We start from the raw sequence: 15,567 nt of genomic DNA, 5'->3' as shown, positions 1-15,567 counted from the left end.
AGGCAGGAAAGCATAATGCGGAAACTCTTTGGAACCGATGGCGTGCGCGGCACCGCCAACACCCATCCCATGACCGCCGAGATGGCGCTGCGCATCGGTGCGGCAGTCGGGCGGTATTTCCGGCGCGACGGCACCGGGGTGCACCGTGTGGTGATCGGCAAGGACACCCGGCTGTCCGGCTACATGTTTGAGAACGCGCTGACCGCGGGGCTGACCTCGACCGGTATGAACGTGCTGCTGCTGGGGCCGGTGCCAACGCCGGCGGTCGGGCTGATGACGCGCTCGATGCGGGCGGACCTTGGTGTGATGATTTCTGCCAGCCATAACCCGTCCGAGGACAATGGCATCAAGTTCTTCGGCCCCGACGGCTTCAAACTGTCGGACAGTGCGGAGATGGAGATCGAGGCGCTGGTTGAAGCCGGGGTTGAGCCGGCCCAGGCCGCAAACATCGGCCGCGCCAAGCGGATCGACGATGCCCGGTTCCGTTATGGTGAGCGGGTCAAAAGCTCGCTTCCGCGAAACCTGGGTCTGAATGGCCTGAAGGTTGTGATCGACTGCGCCAATGGCGCGGCGCACCGGACCGCGCCTGAGGTCCTGTGGGAGCTGGGGGCGGAAGTGATCCCGGTTGGGGTGTCGCCGGATGGTTTGAATATCAACCGCGGCTGCGGTTCGACGCATCCGCAGACCGCGGCAGAGGCGGTGGTGGCGCATGGCGCCCATGTAGGCATTTGCCTGGACGGCGATGCAGACCGGGTGATCCTGATCGACGAGACCGGCACTGTCGCTGATGGCGACCAGCTGATGGCGCTGCTGGCGACCCGCTGGGCTGAGCAGGGGCAGCTGGACGGCGGCGCACTGGTTGCGACGGTGATGTCGAACCTTGGTCTCGAGCGGCATCTGGAAGCCAATGGCCTGGGCTTGGAGCGCACGGCTGTTGGTGACCGGTACGTGGTGGAGCGGATGCGCGAAGGCGGCTTTAACCTGGGCGGGGAGCAATCCGGCCATATCGTAATGAGCGATTACGCCACCACCGGCGACGGGCTGATGGCGGGGCTGCATTTCCTGGCGGAGATGGTGCAGACGGGGCAGAAGGCGTCCCAGTTGGCGCATCAGTTTGAAACCGTGCCGCAGCGGCTGCGCAACGTGCGCTTCCAGGCAGGCCAGGTGCCGCTGGAGGAAGCCCGGGTGCAGGAGGCGATTGCCGCGGCAGAGAAGATGCTGGACGGCCAGGGCCGTCTGCTGATCCGCAAGTCCGGCACCGAGCCGCTGGTGCGGGTGATGGCTGAAAGCGAAGACGCTGAGCTGATGACGCTGGCAGTCGACAGCGTGGTTGCCGCGGTTGAGGCCGCCGTCGCCGATTAAGGCGGCGGGCGCTCAGCCCCGTTTTCCGAACAGGCGGCTGAGCCTGCCGAACTGGCTGAGGCCGAGGCCGCCGAGGATCATCACCATTGCCAGCAGCATCGAGGGCGGCAGCTCCTCGCCCAGGAAAACCGCGCCCAGCACCACGGCCCAGACCGGCACCTGATAGTTGGTGAGGGTCATGAAGGTGGGGCCTGCCTCGCGCACCACGATGACCCGCAGCAGGTTGGCGGCGGCTGTTGGGATCAGGCCGAGCACGGCGGCAATCAGCAAGGTCCGGGTGTCTGGCATTACCGGCGGGCCTTCGGCAACCCATGCGGCTGGAAAGATGATGAAACAGCCGATCACCAGGAATATGGCGGCCAGCCCGACCGGGTCGGCAGGCGGCAGGCGGCGGGTCAGGATTGAGCTGACCGAGTAGCAGGCCGCCGCTGACAGGCAGGCGGCGCGGCCATAGGCCTCCAGTTCGGCGCCGCTGGTTTCAAATGCCTTGCCACCGATCAGCAGAGCAACCCCGGCAAAGCCGATGCAGAAGCCGATGAGGCGGCGCAGGGTCATCTGCTCGCCCGGCACAAAGACATGCGCCAGAGGCAGCACCATCAGCGGGATTGCGGCCATGCTGACGCCAGTGAAGCCGGAGGAGACATGCTGCTGACCCCAGTTGATCAGCATGAAGGGCAGGGCGGTGCTGAGGATGCCGATCAGGATCAGCGATGGCCAGCTGGCCTCGCCCTTGAACAGCTTGAACCCGCGCCAGCCCCAGACCGCGCACAGCAGGAGCGCGGCAAATCCGATCCGGCTGGCCGCCAGCCAGAACGGGGTGATGCCGTCCAGCGCCAGCTTGATCAGCAGAAAGGTTCCGCCCCAGACAAAGCCCAGGGTGGCAATCATCAGCCAGTAGCGCGGGGCGATGCTGCTTGTGCTCATGATCGGCTCTTGGCCCATTCGTCAAATGCGGTCCGAAAGAGTTCGTGGGCGCGTGGCGGGATTGCCAGGTCCTTCATCTTTCGCTCAAGTATCTCGAGCTGTCGCTGAGATGGGCGAAAATTGGACGAGTTGGCTCCGGTTAGTAAGGGGATGGCCTCGAAGAACAGGACTATTGCTTTTGCATCTTTGCCAAGATCGGCCTGCGCTATGCCTTGATTGATCAAATTGGTGGCGCGCTGGTGGTCGGTTAATAGGAAGCCTGTGAAACGCAGGCTGTTTTCGCATTTGCGCAGCCGTTCCTCTGCAGGGTGGCTGAATTTGCGGCATCCGGAGGCGTAGAGGCTGAATGAGAAGAAGTAGATCCAAACACCCAGAAAGGCCCAGATCACAATTGCCATCAGCCATTGCTTGGGAGTGTCGCGAGGTGCGATATCGGGCATGGGGTCCTCTTGCCGTTCACCGCGCGACAAGACCCCGCCGGGCGGGCGGGGTCAATGGCAATTGCTTTGTTACCGATCGAAGCGTTTGCGCTTCACGCCACGCGCGGGCGGCGGCTGCGGCTGAGGAGCAGGCCGCCGAGGATCAGAGCCAGCGCCGCAAACAGCTGCGGCGGCAGGGTTTCGCCCAGAAGGGCTGCGCCGAAGATCACCGACCAGACCGGCACCTGATAGTTCACGGTGGAGAGAAACGCCGGGCCTGCGCTGCGGGCAACCTGCACCAGCAGCACCTGGGCGAGGGCAGTGGGCAGCAGGCCAAGGTAGATAACGGCACCAAGCGGCAGGACGGCGGGCAATTCCGGCACACCTTCGGCCCAGAGCGCGGCCGGGGTCATCATGGCGGCACCGCAGAGGAGAGCGGCGGCGGAGAGCGACAGCATGTTCACCTGCGGGCAGAGTCGGGTGATGATTGAGCCGATGGCGTAACAGAGCGAAGCGCCCAGGCAGGCCAGGCGGGCCAGCGATTCGAAATCCGTGCCGGCAGAGCGGAAGGCGTCGAGCCCGATCAGCACCACAACGCCGGCAAAGCCGATCAGGAAGCTGATGGTGCGGCGCAGGGTCATGCTTTCGCCCGGAACCAGCAGATGCGCCAGCGGCAGCACAAACAGCGGCACCACCGCCATGCAGACCCCGGCAAAGCCACTGGCCACATAGGTCTGCCCCCAGCTGAGCAGGGTGAAGGGCAGGGCGTTGGTAAAGAACCCCATGCCGATGGCGCAGGCCCAGATGATCCGGCCGTCACGCGTGCGCGGTGAGGGCAAGCCGATTCCCATCGCAGAGACCACCCCCAGGAGGCACAGCGCGCCGATGGAGATCCGCAGCGCGGCGATGGTCATCGGCGGGAAGCCCCTGAGTGCCAGCGACACCGCCATGAAAGAGGCGCCCCAGATTACACCGAGGAACAGCAGCTTGGCCCAATTGGCAGCGCCGGGAGAATCTGGCATCGGATAACCTCAATAAAATAAATGAAAAAGGGCGCCCCAAAACCGGAGCGCCCTGCAGAGGTAAGGTCAGCGGAGGGTTCCGCGGGCGCCTTAGTTCTTCTCTTTGTCGACCATCTTGCCGGCCGAGATCCACGGCATCATGCCGCGCAGCTTGGCGCCGGTTTCTTCGATCAGGTGCTCGTCGTTGGCACGGCGGGAGGCTTTCAGGGTCGGCTGGCCAACCTGGTTCTCCAGCATGAAGTCGCGGACGAATTTGCCCTGCTGGATGTCTTCCAGAACCGCTTTCATGCGGGCTTTGGTTTCGTCGTACTTCAGGATGCGCGGGCCGGTGACGTACTGGCCGTACTCGGCAGTGTTGGAGATCGAGTAGTCCATGTTGGCGATGCCGCCTTCATAGATCAGGTCAACGATCAGCTTCACTTCGTGCAGGCATTCAAAGTAGGCCATTTCCGGTGCGTAGCCGGCTTCGACCAGGGTCTCGAAACCGCAGCGGATCAGTTCAACCAGACCGCCGCACAGAACCGCCTGCTCGCCGAACAGGTCGGTTTCGCATTCTTCGCGGAAGTTGGTTTCGATGATGCCCGAGCGGCCGCCGCCGATGGCGGAGCAGTAGGACAGGCCGGTTTCCAGCGCTTTACCGGTGGCGTCGGTGTGAACCGCAACCAGGCAGGGCACGCCGCCGCCTTTGGTGTATTCACCGCGCACGGTGTGGCCCGGGCCCTTGGGCGCCATCATGATGACGTCGACGCCTTCTTTCGGCTCGATCAGGCCGAAGTGCACGTTCAGGCCGTGGGCAAACGCGATGGCTGCGCCCGGACGGATGTTGTCGTGGACGTATTTCTTGTAGGTCTCAGCCTGCAGTTCGTCGGGCATGGTGAACATGATCACGTCGCACCAGGCGGCCGCTTCTGCGATGCCCATGACCTGCAGGCCTTCGCCTTCGGCTTTCTTGGCGGAGGGGGAGCCTTCGCGCAGGGCAACAACAAGGTTCTTGGCGCCGCTATCGCGCAGGTTCAGCGCGTGGGCGTGGCCCTGGGAGCCATAGCCCAGGATGGCCACTTTCTTGTCCTTGATCAGGTTCACATCGCAATCGCGGTCGTAATAAACGCGCATGATCCACGTCCTTTCGTTTGGTGTTTGAAGGCATCATAGGCATGTGGGCGGGGAAGGCGATTGCTGTTGCGCATGAATTTCGCAGTTTCTTTGCGGTAGTCATTCGTCACTTTGACTGATAGTGACGAAATCATGCTTGATGATCTCGACCGGCGCATTCTGCGCTATATGCAAAGCGACCCGGAGCAATCGATTCCGGATCTGGCCGAACGGCTGGGGCTTACAGCCTCGCGCCTGTCGCGGCGGCTGGAGAAGCTGCGCGAGGCGCGCGTGATCCTTGGGCAGCGCGCGGTAATCGACTGGCGCGCCCTGGGATATGAGGTCGAGGTGTCGCTGAGGGTGACGCTGGACAAGACCAATCCGCGCGCCTTTGACGAGTTCATCGAGGCCGCCCGCGGCATTGCCGAGGTGATCGAGATCCAGACATTTCTGGGCCAGGTCGACGTGCGGCTTTCGGTGATTGCGCGAGACATGACGCATTACCAGCAGATCTACCGCGCCGCCATTCTGAACCTGCCGCATATCACCGATATCGAGGCGCTGATGCATGTGGCGCGGATCAAGTCGGACGAGGTGCTGCCAGTATGAGCGGGCTGGATGATCTCGATTTTGCCATCCTGCGGGCGCTGTCGGAGGATGCCACTCTGTCGGCGGGGGCGATGGGGCGGCAGCTGGGCCTCAGCCAGCCCGCCACCTGGCGGCGGATCAAGCGGCTGCAGGAGGCGGGTATCATTGCGGGCCGCAGGCTGGAGTTGGACAAGGAGAAGCTGGGGTTTGGCGTGACCGTTTTTCTGGGCGTCAAACTGGCGACCAAGGGGCGGGTCTCGCTGGAGGATTTTGAGCGCGCGGTGTCCGCCATCCCCGAGGTGCAGACGGTGGAGCATGTGCTGGGCATGTATGACTACCGCCTGCGGGTGACGGCACGGGACATTTCCGACTTTGAACGCGTGCTGCGGCGCCGGGTGATGACCCTGCCAGGAGTGGGCAATGTCGAGGCCAATGTGCTGCTGAGCGAGGAGCGGCGGCCGGGACCGCTGGGGTGACGGCGCACCTTTGTTGCCGATGTGAAACCCGCCTGGCGCAAATGCGGGTGTTTTCTGTCGTGACTGGGCTGTCTTTTCCCTTCCATTCCGTCAGTATCACCCTTCGGAGAACGGCGGCGGTGCTGTATGCCATTGTAGGCTTTGCCAAAGCCTGCGGCACCGGCTAGCCGTTTCATGAGGAATACCAAGGGAGGCCCAGATGGCACTGCTCGATACCGTGGACCCGCAGGGTCTGGATGAATTCTCGGTGGTTTTCACCGACCGCTCGCTCAACCACATGTCCAAGGCCTTTCAGACCGTGATGCTGGACATCAACGGGATGCTGAAAGAGGTCTATAACGCCGAGGCTGTGGCGCTGGTGCCGGGTGGCGGGACTTATGCGATGGAGGCGGTGGCGCGCCAGTTTGCCCGCGGCGCCAATGCGCTGGTGGTCAGGAACGGCTGGTTCTCTTACCGCTGGAGCCAGATCTTTGAAGCCGGCGGCTTCACCGCGTCCTCCACCGTGATGAAGGCACGCCGCACCGGCAATGAGAGCGCATCGCCGTTTGAGCCCGCGCCGATTGCGGATGTGGTGGCTGCGATCAAGGACCAGAAGCCGGATATCGTTTTCGCCCCGCATGTGGAAACCGCCGCAGGTGTGATCCTGCCGGATGACTATGTGACCGCCATGGCGGCGGCTGCGCATGAGGTGGGCGCGCTGATGGTGCTGGACTGCATCGCGTCGGGCTGTGCCTGGATCGACATGAAGGCGACTGGTGTGGACGTGCTGATTTCCGCCCCGCAGAAGGGCTGGAGCGCGTCTCCGTCCGCCGGTCTGGTGATGTTCTCGGACCGGGCGCTGGCGCGGCTGGAAGAGACTACTTCGGACAGCTTTGCCATCAACCTGAAGCAATGGCGCACCATCATGAAAGCGTACGAGGACGGCGGCCATGCCTATCATGCCACCATGCCGACTGATGCGCTGAAGGCCTTCCGCGACACCATGCTGGAGACCAAGGAGTACGGGTTCGGCCGCTTGCGCGATGCGCAGTGGGCGCTGGGCAACGGCGTGCGGGCGATGCTGAAGGAGAAGGGGATCACCTCAGTTGCGGCGGATGGCTTCGGTGCGCCGGGCGTGGTGGTGAGCTATACCTCTGATCCGGACGTGCAGAACGGCAAGAAGTTCCTGGCACTGGGTACCCAGATCGCCGCCGGCGTGCCGCTGCAGTGTGATGAGCCTGCCGATTTCCGCACCTTCCGCCTCGGACTGTTCGGTCTGGACAAGCTCTATGACGTGGATGCCACCATCGCACGGCTGAAAACAGTCGTGGATCAGGTGCTTTAACGCAAAATCTGGACTGGGCTGCGCAAGGGGATATTGCTTGTGCGGCCCAGCCCGTGGCGCAGGGTGAGCCAGATCACCCCGAGGCTGATGGCCAGCCATATTCCGCCCCATAGCATGGTTACGCCGCCGAACTCCTCCGCCATCATCCGCGCGTCGGAGCGCAGGTAGGATCGCGCGATGGTGTCGTCCCAGATATCAAGCGGCACGTAGATCATGCTGCTGACCCCGATCACCCGCAGGATCATGTCGTTGATATTGAGGCTGAGGTAGCGCGATGCGGCGAGCATCAGCGCGCCGGTGGCAAGGGTAAAGCCAAGCGCGAACAGATCCCGGACATAAAAAGCCGCAACCGCCAGGGTGATTGCGCCGAAGAAGGCGAGCACCTTGCGGTCCCAATCGGTGCGCAGGGCAATCACGAACAGGGCAGAACCGATCAGCAGCGATCCGGTGTAGCCTGCCGTGAGCGTCAGGAACCGGCTGCCGCCGCGCGAGACCACTCTGCCGCCTTCATAGGGGTCGATGGTCAGGCTGACCACATCCCCGCCGGTCAGCAAGGTCATGCCGGCATGGGAGACTTCATGCAGGAACACGGTCAGGATCCGCAACGGAAGCAGCGCCGGGGTTTGCCAGAGGATGGCAATCGCCAGGGTCAGGCAGAGGAGCTGCCAGTGGCCTTTCAAAAAGCGTCCGGCAGCCCGCATGTTACTTCACACCAAGGCCCATCTGCATCAGCGTTTTGCGCACCGGGGCCAGCGAATACAGCGCGTTGAGGCCAAAGGCACGCAGGTCGCGCAGCGGGCGCGGCGCCAGCATGGAGGTGCGGTTCAGGAGGTCGATGCCCTTCACGCGCAGCAGGATCTCGTTGTGGCGGGCCTTGTGGTAGGCGGCCAGCATCTGCGCATCGCCCAAGCCCTCGGGGCGGGCCTCCGCCAACTCCAGCAGGCTGCGCAGATCGCCCAGGGACATGTTCAAACCCTGGGCGCCGATCGGCGGCACCACATGGGCGGCTTCGGCCATCAGCGCCAGCCGCTCGCCGTTCAGCCGCTCTGCCGACTGGCTGATGATCGGCCAGATAGTGCGGTGTGACGCCAGTTTCAGATCGCCGAACAGCCCGCAGCTGCGCTCGGTCATCGCGGCCTCGAAGGCTGCGGGTTCCAGGTTCAAGAGTTCCTGCGCCTCGGGGCCGCGCTCCATCCAGACAATCGCCGAGGACGGCTGGCCCTGATGGTCGGGCAGCGGCACCAGCGTGAAGGGGCCGCCAGAGCGGTGGATCTCGGTGGAGACGTTGTCATGTGGCACAGGGTGGGTGACGGCAAAGGCCAGCGCCTTTTGCCCGTAACGGGTGGTTTTCACCGGAATGCCAGCGGCCTCGCGCATGGGGGAGTTGCGGCCGTCACAGGCCACTACCAGTTTTGCGGTCACCTGGGTGCCGCCGCTGAGGCCGACGCGCGCCTCATCGGTGCGGGTGAACAGGCCAGTGGTGCCGGTGCCGAAACGCAGGTCGACGTTCGGCAGTTCTGCCAGCCGGGCAATCATTTCGCGCCGCAGCAGCCAATTGGGCAGGTTCCACCCGAACGGCTGGTCAGAGATGTCAGCGGCGTTGAAATCCTTGACCACCCGCGGTTCGGGCCGGGCGCCGCCCGCATCGACGATGCGCATGATCTGCAAGGGGGCGGCGTGGTCCGCCAGCCGCGCCCAGATCCCGCAGCGCTCCAGCAGCGCCTGGGCCGGTTGCAGAAATGCGGTGGTGCGCAGATCGGAGCCTTCGGCGTCGCGTTCGGTGACCGGCGGGGCCGGGTCGGCGCAAATGACGCTGAAGCCCTTGGAGGCAAACGCGGCGGCTGCGGTCAGTCCCGCGATGCCGCCGCCGGAAATCAGGATGTCGCAGGTCTCGGCCATGGTCTCAGCCCTCCGTTGTTGCCCTGAAATAGGCCCTGACGGAGGGGGAAGACAAGCAGCAACCTGCCGCTCGGGGAATTAGCCGCGGGTGATGGACAGCAGGACCAGGAACATCACCGGCACCATGCACAGCGCGGGGATGTAGAGGCCCGGAATGCCGAACAGCATGATCGAGCAGCCCCAGAGGCTGACAAAGGTTGCCAGGGCGTAGCCGATGTTCTCCTCCGGGCCGTAGGCGACTTCCTTGAAGATCCGCCCCAGCAGCGGCACGGCAAACAGGATGCGCTGCCACAGGGTCAGGCGGGCGGGGAGGGTGTATGCGCTCATCGGTCATGCTCCATCAGGTCGTTTCGGGGCGCATATAGGGAGGAAAACATGCAGCAAACAGGTATATTTTGCCGCAGTTGCGAAGTTTTGCCGGAATGCAATTGCACACATTTTGCGATGCGGCAAACGGCTGCGCAAAAGCGTCCTGGCGCAGGCTTTGCGGTCAATTCAGTGCGGCCAGAAAACCCGCCAGATCGTCCGAATGATGATGGATATGGTCCGCCTTGACCGGCTCTGGCGCCACATGGACGGTGCGCATGCCCATCTCATGCGGGGCGGCCAGGTTGCGCGGATCATCCTCGAACATGGCGGCCTGCTGCGGGGCGATCCCGGCGCGGGCAAACACCCGGTCAAAGGCGCGGCGTTCGGGCTTCGGGTGGTAGTCCGCATGTTCGACGCCGTAAACCTCATCGAACAGTCCGGACAGTCCGCGCGCGGCCAGTACCCGCTCGGCATAGGGTGCAGAGCCGTTGGTATAGACGATCTTCTTGCCGGGCAGATTGCGGATCGCGGCCGCCAGCGGCGCGTCCTCCTCCAGATGGTCCATAGAGATGTCGTGGACTGCGACCAGATAGGGGTCCGGGTCCAGATCGTGTTCGCGCATCAGCCCGGCAAGGGTTGTGCCATGCTCGCGCCAGTAATGGCTGCGCAGGCGGTCGGCCTCTGCCCTGTCGACCTTGAGCGCGTCCATCACATAGGCCGTCATCTTGACCTCGATCTGGTCGAACAGCCGGGCGGAGGGGTGATAGAGGGTGTTGTCGAGATCGAACACCCATTGGCGGACGTGGGAAAAGGCGTGTTTGGGCATGGTGCCGAAGTAGGGGTCCCAAGCGGCATTTGCAATCAAAAGCACATTTTGCCTGCGGGTTTTCAGCGCGTTGGCGCCATCAGGGTTGATTGCTGGGGGATGCGCTGTAGAGATTGTCGGATCAAAACAGACGAGGGGCGACCATGAGCCAGAGCCGCAGCAACCAGAAAGATGCCTATGCGCTGATCCTCGAGGCGATCGACTCGGGGATCTACAAGCCGGGCGACCGGCTGGTGGAAAGCGATCTGGCGGAACGCTTTGGCGTGTCGCGTACGCCGATCCGCGAGGCGCTGCAGCGGCTGGAGACGCAATCGCTGCTGGAGCGCGACGGGCGGTCGCTGATTGTGGCCTCGCTGGATCACAACCAAATGGCTGAGCTGTATGTGGTGCGGCGCGAGCTGGAAGGGCTGGCGGCACAGCTGGCGGCGCGCCATGCCACCGAGGAAGAGATCAAGGTGCTGAAGGAGATGGTCGAGTCTGACGACAAGCTGGTCGGCGATCCGGCGGCGCTGTCCAAGGCCAACCGCCGGTTCCATGAGCAGATCCATCTGGCCTCGCACAACCGCTACCTGGTGCAGCAGCTGGATCTGGTGCACCGGACCATGGCGCTGATGGCGACCACCTCGCTGGCGGCCGAGGGCCGCAGCGAGATTGCCCAGTCAGAGCACAAGGGAATTGTCGACGCGATCAGCCGCCGCGATGAGGCGGCAGCGGGTGAAGCGCTGAAGGAGCATATTTCAATCGCGTTCATGACCCGGCTGAAGCAGGACGCCAGCGGGCGGGGATAACCCGCCAGCGGCGGCGGCGGCGTTTGGTGGCGGGTTTGATGCCGTGGGCCGTCTTGTCCCAGAAAAATGGCCGCGCGAGCAGTTCATGCGCCGCCTTGGCAACCGCAACGGCGCCCATCGGGAAGTAAAGGATCATTGCAGGTGCCCAGGCTGCCAGCCACGGGCGGCCCATGGCAAAGGCCGCGGTGATACTTATGAACAGCCCCAACCCTTCAAAGAACACCAGCATTGCCGCGGCCAGCGTCAGCAGCAGCGGCGGCAGGCTCTCGTCGCTGGGGTGCGGCAGGCCCAGGGTGAACAGCCAGAACGACCACAGCACCGGGGCAAACAGGAACTGCCCGATGGTGCCCAGAAAGAACGCCTGAAAGCCCAGAAAACGCTTCCAGCCCAGTTCCGCTAGCAGCCGCAGCGGCTGGCGCATATGCACCAGATAGGTCACCATAAACCCCTTGAGCCAGCGGGAACGCTGCTTGATCCAGGGCCAGGGGCGCCAGTTGGCTTCCTCATATGTCGTGCTGGGCAGCATTTCCGTGCGGTATCCTGCCCGGTACAGGCGGACGCCCAGATCAGCGTCTTCGGTGACGTTGTGGGCATCCCAGCCGCCCAGTTCCTCCAGCACCTTGCGGCGCACAAACATGGTGGTGCCGCCCAGAGGCACAACAAGGCCGAGCCGGGCGATGCCATGCAAAACGATGCGGAACCAGCTGGCATATTCCAGCGTGAAGCAGCGTGATATCCAGTTGGTGCCCGGATTGTAGTAGTCCAGCACTCCCTGAAAACACGCCGTCCGTTTATCAGCGGCGGCAAAGGCCTGCGCGACCTGATTCAGCTGCTCGGCCTGGGGCGCATCCTCGGCGTCCCAGACCCCGATGATGTCACCGCGGCAGAAATTCAGCGCGTAGTTCATCGCCCGGGGTTTGGTCGTCAGCCCGCCGAAGGCCGGCACTTCCACCACGCGGATCCAAGCGGGCAGGCGGGCGTTCTGCAGGGCAGCACGGGTTACGCTGTCGTGCTCCTCCAGCACCAGGATCACGTCCGTCTGCGCCCGCGGATAGCTGAGTTTCCGGATCCGGGTGAGCAAGGCGCGGCTGATCTCGGCCTCCTGATAGAGCGGAATCAGGATTGAAATCATAGGGCAGGAGGTGCGGGGAGGCGTGGCAAGCTCGGGCTTGGTGGATACCCGGTGCGCGCGTGCATGCCAGTAAGAGGCGAGTCCGCAGAGCTTGAGCGCGGTAAACAGAAATACAGAGAGCAGCGCCAATGCGCTGAGAGAGGTGAAAACCGCTGCCGGAGCGTGCCAGGACAGAAAGAGCGCCGGGGCGGCCAAGGTGGCCAGCAGAGCGCGGCCCCGCGCAAGCCGCAGGGTGCGGCAGCTTAGCTGCGGGGCCACGCTGCAGCTGGCCTGCTGCACCAGGGCGGGGCTGAAATGGGCGGTAAGCAGTGCTGTAATCTGGGCTTCACTGGCCAGAACCGGGGTGACCTGCTGGAAACTGTCCCGCAGTTCCTGCTGCAGGGTCTCAAACCGGTCGGGGTGGGCAACCGCCACTGTGACGGTCCGGCCCAGCTGCATCCAGGGAACCGCGCAGCGGCGCAGCCAGAACCGCGCGGGTTTGCAGGCCAGCAGCCGGGAGTTGGCCATCTGGCCGGACAAGTCAGCGCGGGGCATCCGGTACTGGCGGGACAATGTGTCCTGGACCTGGTCCTCGCTTGCCAGCCCTTCGGCAACCAGCACCCGTCCAAGCGCGGCTTTCTGGTGCTGCCGCAGCACCAGAGCCTTCATCATGCTGCTGTTGTCTACCGGCGGCGGCGCATCCGGCGGCAGCCCTTGCTGCGGGAGCTTTCCCTGCTGCGGCGGCCGGAGCTGCCGCAGCGGCTGTGACACAATACCCATCGCCCGTCCGCAACACTGAAACCAGAGGCGTTCAGGCTGGCGGCGGGGGGTTAAGAGTTGGTAAATGCGGTGTTAACCATGCCGCCAGAGCGGCATGGCCGGCCGATTTTTTACGCAGATTTGCGTTCTGCCATCGCGTCGGCAAAGCGCTCGAACAGGTAGAAGCTGTCCTGCGGGCCGGGGCTGGCCTCGGGGTGGTGCTGCACCGAGAACACCGGCTTGCCGGCAATGCGGATACCGCAGTTGGAGCCGTCGAACAGCGAGACATGCGATTCTTCGACGCCCTCCGGCAGGGTCTGCGCATCCACCGCAAAGCCGTGGTTCATCGAGGTGATTTCCACTTTGCCGGTGGAATGCTCCTTGACCGGGTGGTTGGCGCCGTGGTGGCCGTGGTTCATCTTGACGGTCTTGGCGCCCAGGGCCAGGGCCAGCATCTGGTGGCCGAGGCAGATGCCAAAGACCGGCAGGTCAGCTTTCAGCACGTCCTGGATCATCGGCACCGCGTATTCGCCAGTGGCCGCCGGATCGCCCGGGCCGTTGGACAGGAACACGCCGTCGGGATTGTGCGCCAGCACTTCCTCGGCGGTGGCGGTGGCGGGCAGCACGGTCACGTCGCAGCCCGCGGAGGCGAGGCAGCGCAGGATGTTGCGCTTGGCACCATAGTCAACAGCCACAACCTTGTGCTTGGGCGCTTCCTGGCGGGCATAACCATCCGGCCAGGCCCAGCGCATTTCGTCCCAGCGGTAGCTTTGCGCGCAGGTAACGTCCTTGGCCAGGTCAAGGCCGACCAGGCCGGACCAGCCGCGCGCCTTGGCGACCAGCGCCTCAATGTCGAAGTTGCCCTCCGGGTCATGCGCCAGTGCCACATGCGGCGCGCCCTGCTGGCGGATCGCGCGGGTCAGGCGGCGGGTGTCGACGCCGCCGATGGCGATGCGGCCGGTGCGGGTGAGCCAGTCCTTCAGCTCTTCGGTTGCGCGCCAGTTGGAGGCCAGCGTCGGATCCCATTTCACCACCATGCCCGCAGCAACGGGATCGCCGGTTTCGTCATCTTCCGGGGTGACGCCGGTGTTGCCGATATGGGGGAAGGTGAAGGTGACGATCTGGCCGGCATAGGAGGGATCGGTCATGATCTCCTGGTAGCCGGTCATTGCGGTATTGAAGCAGAGCTCGGCCACGGTGTCGCCGGTCGCGCCGAAACCGGTGCCGTAAAAGACGGTGCCATCAGCGAGCGCCAGGCATGCGGTGGGCTTGGTCGGGGCGGAAGCGGCCATTGCGCGAGTCTCCATGCGGGTAAAATTCATGGGCTTGTAAGGGGAGCGCCCATGCGGGTCAAGCCTGCAAGAGGCGGCCAGGCTGACGCGGGGACAGGAATGGAAAGTTTACTGTAAACTTGCACAGCTGCATAAGAATGGATAACCATCGGTGTCCGGCAACCATGGGGATGCTTTTGCATATGGATACGCGCACTCGGGTCAATCAGGCCCTGAAGCAGGCGATGAAAGACAAGGCGGCGGAGCGGCTGTGTACGCTGCGGCTGATCAATGCTGCGATCAAGGACCGCGAAATTGCTGCCCGCGCCGATGGCGAGGAAACCAGCATCGGAGATGAGGAAATCCTCGCCATTCTGAGCAAGATGACCAAGCAGCGCAAGGAAAGCGCCCACGCCTATGAGGAAGGCGGGCGGCTGGATCTGGCGGAGCGGGAACTGGGCGAGATCGCCGTCATCGAGGAATTCCTGCCGCAGCAGCTGAGCGACGAGGAGGCGGCTGAGGCGGTAAAGACGGTAGTTGCGGAGACCGGCGCCGAATCGATTCGCGACATGGGCAAGGTGATGGCCGCGCTGAAGGCGAAATACACCGGCCAGATGGATTTCGGCAAAGCCGGCCCGATGGTCAAGGATCAGCTCTGCAGCAAGGGCGACTGCTGAGGGAAGGCACGCTGGCGCGTGCTGCCTCCGGCGGGGGTATTTGAGACCAGAAAGAAGCGTAAGGCCCGCATCGCGGGCCTTTCTTATGTCAGCTAGCTGGACAGGGCGTCTTTGAGGTCGCCGTAGAGCGCGACCCGTTCTTCTTCCGAGAGGAAGGCGCCGATTTCCACCTCGCGGCCGCCGCCCTGCAGGGTGACATAATGGGGTACCGGGCCGTCATGCTCGTGCATCTCGACGCGGGTCCAGTAGCGGTTGCAGCGCCAGCTTTGCCGCTTGCCGTCCGGGTTGATCCGCTCCAGCCGGGCTTCCTCGGCGGTGAGGGTCAGCACTTCGAGGATCTGGTGGTCGCGGCGGCTGCGGTCCAGCGCCCATTTCATGCCGAACAGCGCCAGCAGCAGGAATGGCAGGAGGCCCCAGAGCAGGAAGGATCCCAGCAGCGGCAACAGTGGCACGCAGATCAAAGCTGCAGTGACGCCAATAAAACGCGCGTACCCCTTGGGCGGCAGCGACTGGTGCGGCCAGAGGTGCAGTTCACGCTCGGCGCCAGACTGCGGGCGGATCCAATTGTAGGGCATAGGTTCGGGCCTGAAGAGGGAGAGCGCTCTATGAATGATGTGCCGGAAGGGCGGAAATTCCACTGCGGCCATTTATCCGGACAAGCGGGTATGAAAAAGGCCCCGGAGCATCAGCACCGGGGCTTTTCTGTATCAGCTTCTCAGC

The 15,567-nt window shown here is 63.9% G+C and carries 17 protein-coding genes; 6 read left to right on the top strand and 11 right to left on the bottom strand.

The window, feature by feature from the left end; all coding sequences use genetic code 11:
- Window positions 1-15: 15 nt before the first annotated feature.
- The gene (gene glmM, locus RA21_RS18695; protein ID WP_039151735.1) at window positions 16-1,362 is read left to right on the top strand and encodes a phosphoglucosamine mutase; all 1,347 of its coding nucleotides are present in this window, start codon (window positions 16-18) and stop codon (window positions 1,360-1,362) included.
- Between the two features lie 12 nt (window positions 1,363-1,374).
- On the opposite strand, the gene RA21_RS18690 is transcribed toward glmM, so the two are convergent.
- From RA21_RS18690 to ilvC, 4 genes are all read right to left on the bottom strand, one after another.
- Window positions 1,375-2,286: a DMT family transporter gene (locus RA21_RS18690; protein WP_039151766.1), complete on the bottom strand. Its 912-nt coding sequence runs from the start codon at window positions 2,284-2,286 to the stop codon at window positions 1,375-1,377.
- Window positions 2,283-2,726: a hypothetical protein gene (locus tag RA21_RS18685; protein ID WP_152610590.1), complete on the bottom strand. Its 444-nt coding sequence runs from the start codon at window positions 2,724-2,726 to the stop codon at window positions 2,283-2,285. The genes RA21_RS18690 and RA21_RS18685 overlap by 4 nt, the downstream gene beginning before the upstream one ends.
- A 92-nt stretch (window positions 2,727-2,818) precedes the next feature.
- Window positions 2,819-3,727: a DMT family transporter gene (locus RA21_RS18680; protein WP_019298382.1), complete on the bottom strand. Its 909-nt coding sequence runs from the start codon at window positions 3,725-3,727 to the stop codon at window positions 2,819-2,821.
- A 90-nt stretch (window positions 3,728-3,817) separates the two neighbouring features.
- The gene (gene ilvC / locus RA21_RS18675; protein ID WP_019298383.1) at window positions 3,818-4,840 is read right to left on the bottom strand and encodes a ketol-acid reductoisomerase; all 1,023 of its coding nucleotides are present in this window, start codon (window positions 4,838-4,840) and stop codon (window positions 3,818-3,820) included.
- 132 nt (window positions 4,841-4,972) lie between these two features.
- On the opposite strand from ilvC, the gene RA21_RS18670 reads away from it, so the two are divergent.
- The 3 genes from RA21_RS18670 (at window position 4,973) to RA21_RS18660 (ending at window position 7,207) form a co-directional block, all read left to right on the top strand.
- Window positions 4,973-5,428 (top strand): Lrp/AsnC family transcriptional regulator, encoded by a 456-nt coding sequence (locus RA21_RS18670; protein WP_039151730.1) that lies wholly within the window; start codon window positions 4,973-4,975, stop codon window positions 5,426-5,428.
- Complete coding sequence (locus tag RA21_RS18665) at window positions 5,425-5,883, top strand: Lrp/AsnC family transcriptional regulator (RefSeq protein WP_039151728.1); 459 nt, start codon at window positions 5,425-5,427, stop codon at window positions 5,881-5,883. The genes RA21_RS18670 and RA21_RS18665 overlap by 4 nt, the downstream gene beginning before the upstream one ends.
- A 199-nt stretch (window positions 5,884-6,082) precedes the next feature.
- Window positions 6,083-7,207, top strand: a complete 1,125-nt coding sequence (locus RA21_RS18660) for an aminotransferase class V-fold PLP-dependent enzyme (protein ID WP_039151726.1) — start codon at window positions 6,083-6,085, stop codon at window positions 7,205-7,207.
- On the opposite strand, the gene RA21_RS18655 is transcribed toward RA21_RS18660, so the two are convergent.
- From RA21_RS18655 to RA21_RS18640, 4 genes are all read right to left on the bottom strand, one after another.
- Window positions 7,204-7,908, bottom strand: coding sequence for a M50 family metallopeptidase (locus RA21_RS18655; RefSeq protein ID WP_039151723.1), 705 nt, complete (start codon window positions 7,906-7,908; stop codon window positions 7,204-7,206). The two genes, RA21_RS18660 and RA21_RS18655, sit on opposite strands and share 4 nt — an antisense overlap.
- 1 nt (window position 7,909) lies before the next feature.
- Window positions 7,910-9,106: a UbiH/UbiF family hydroxylase gene (locus tag RA21_RS18650; protein WP_039151721.1), complete on the bottom strand. Its 1,197-nt coding sequence runs from the start codon at window positions 9,104-9,106 to the stop codon at window positions 7,910-7,912.
- Window positions 9,107-9,184: 78 nt separating this feature from the next.
- Window positions 9,185-9,433, bottom strand: coding sequence for a hypothetical protein (locus RA21_RS18645; protein ID WP_039151719.1), 249 nt, complete (start codon window positions 9,431-9,433; stop codon window positions 9,185-9,187).
- Between the two features lie 163 nt (window positions 9,434-9,596).
- Window positions 9,597-10,241 carry a pyrimidine 5'-nucleotidase gene (locus RA21_RS18640; protein WP_039151717.1) on the bottom strand — a complete coding sequence of 215 codons (645 nt, stop codon included), beginning with the start codon at window positions 10,239-10,241 and terminating at the stop codon, window positions 9,597-9,599.
- A 143-nt stretch (window positions 10,242-10,384) separates the two neighbouring features.
- Between RA21_RS18640 and RA21_RS18635 the strand changes: the two genes are divergently transcribed.
- The gene (locus RA21_RS18635; RefSeq protein WP_039151715.1) at window positions 10,385-11,029 is read left to right on the top strand and encodes a GntR family transcriptional regulator; all 645 of its coding nucleotides are present in this window, start codon (window positions 10,385-10,387) and stop codon (window positions 11,027-11,029) included.
- On the opposite strand, the gene RA21_RS18630 is transcribed toward RA21_RS18635, so the two are convergent.
- On the bottom strand, window positions 10,989-12,920 hold the full coding sequence (locus RA21_RS18630; RefSeq protein ID WP_039151713.1) for a glycosyltransferase: 1,932 nt from the start codon (window positions 12,918-12,920) through the stop codon (window positions 10,989-10,991). The genes RA21_RS18635 and RA21_RS18630 overlap by 41 nt on opposite strands.
- Window positions 12,921-13,030: 110 nt before the next feature.
- Window positions 13,031-14,191, bottom strand: a complete 1,161-nt coding sequence (gene carA, locus RA21_RS18625) for a glutamine-hydrolyzing carbamoyl-phosphate synthase small subunit (protein ID WP_039151710.1) — start codon at window positions 14,189-14,191, stop codon at window positions 13,031-13,033.
- Between the two features lie 182 nt (window positions 14,192-14,373).
- Here carA and RA21_RS18620 point away from each other — a divergent pair, with 182 nt between their 5' ends.
- Window positions 14,374-14,847 (top strand): GatB/YqeY domain-containing protein, encoded by a 474-nt coding sequence (locus RA21_RS18620; protein ID WP_029205060.1) that lies wholly within the window; start codon window positions 14,374-14,376, stop codon window positions 14,845-14,847.
- A 92-nt stretch (window positions 14,848-14,939) separates the two neighbouring features.
- Here the strand turns inward: RA21_RS18620 and RA21_RS18615 are convergent, their stop codons facing one another.
- A complete protein-coding gene (locus tag RA21_RS18615) occupies window positions 14,940-15,422 on the bottom strand; it encodes a DUF2244 domain-containing protein (RefSeq protein WP_039151708.1) in 483 nt (160 codons plus the stop codon).
- Window positions 15,423-15,567 lie beyond the last annotated feature (145 nt).

Source organism: Leisingera sp. ANG-DT (assembly GCF_000813785.1).
Lineage (GTDB): Bacteria > Pseudomonadota > Alphaproteobacteria > Rhodobacterales > Rhodobacteraceae > Leisingera.
This window is presented reverse-complemented; position numbering and strand designations above follow the sequence as displayed.

What these genes read in the sequence shown, in the direction of transcription:
- glmM (WP_039151735.1), top strand. Translation starts at nt 16, where the DNA reads ATGCGGAAACTCTTTGGAACCGATGGCGTGCGCGGCACCGCCAACACC.
- RA21_RS18690 (WP_039151766.1), bottom strand. Translation starts at nt 2,286, where the DNA reads ATGAGCACAAGCAGCATCGCCCCGCGCTACTGGCTGATGATTGCCACC.
- RA21_RS18685 (WP_152610590.1), bottom strand. Translation starts at nt 2,726, where the DNA reads ATGCCCGATATCGCACCTCGCGACACTCCCAAGCAATGGCTGATGGCA.
- RA21_RS18680 (WP_019298382.1), bottom strand. Translation starts at nt 3,727, where the DNA reads ATGCCAGATTCTCCCGGCGCTGCCAATTGGGCCAAGCTGCTGTTCCTC.
- ilvC (WP_019298383.1), bottom strand. Translation starts at nt 4,840, where the DNA reads ATGCGCGTTTATTACGACCGCGATTGCGATGTGAACCTGATCAAGGAC.
- RA21_RS18670 (WP_039151730.1), top strand. Translation starts at nt 4,973, where the DNA reads ATGCTTGATGATCTCGACCGGCGCATTCTGCGCTATATGCAAAGCGAC.
- RA21_RS18665 (WP_039151728.1), top strand. Translation starts at nt 5,425, where the DNA reads ATGAGCGGGCTGGATGATCTCGATTTTGCCATCCTGCGGGCGCTGTCG.
- RA21_RS18660 (WP_039151726.1), top strand. Translation starts at nt 6,083, where the DNA reads ATGGCACTGCTCGATACCGTGGACCCGCAGGGTCTGGATGAATTCTCG.
- RA21_RS18655 (WP_039151723.1), bottom strand. Translation starts at nt 7,908, where the DNA reads ATGCGGGCTGCCGGACGCTTTTTGAAAGGCCACTGGCAGCTCCTCTGC.
- RA21_RS18650 (WP_039151721.1), bottom strand. Translation starts at nt 9,106, where the DNA reads ATGGCCGAGACCTGCGACATCCTGATTTCCGGCGGCGGCATCGCGGGA.
- RA21_RS18645 (WP_039151719.1), bottom strand. Translation starts at nt 9,433, where the DNA reads ATGAGCGCATACACCCTCCCCGCCCGCCTGACCCTGTGGCAGCGCATC.
- RA21_RS18640 (WP_039151717.1), bottom strand. Translation starts at nt 10,241, where the DNA reads ATGCCCAAACACGCCTTTTCCCACGTCCGCCAATGGGTGTTCGATCTC.
- RA21_RS18635 (WP_039151715.1), top strand. Translation starts at nt 10,385, where the DNA reads ATGAGCCAGAGCCGCAGCAACCAGAAAGATGCCTATGCGCTGATCCTC.
- RA21_RS18630 (WP_039151713.1), bottom strand. Translation starts at nt 12,920, where the DNA reads ATGGGTATTGTGTCACAGCCGCTGCGGCAGCTCCGGCCGCCGCAGCAG.
- carA (WP_039151710.1), bottom strand. Translation starts at nt 14,191, where the DNA reads ATGGCCGCTTCCGCCCCGACCAAGCCCACCGCATGCCTGGCGCTCGCT.
- RA21_RS18620 (WP_029205060.1), top strand. Translation starts at nt 14,374, where the DNA reads ATGGATACGCGCACTCGGGTCAATCAGGCCCTGAAGCAGGCGATGAAA.
- RA21_RS18615 (WP_039151708.1), bottom strand. Translation starts at nt 15,422, where the DNA reads ATGCCCTACAATTGGATCCGCCCGCAGTCTGGCGCCGAGCGTGAACTG.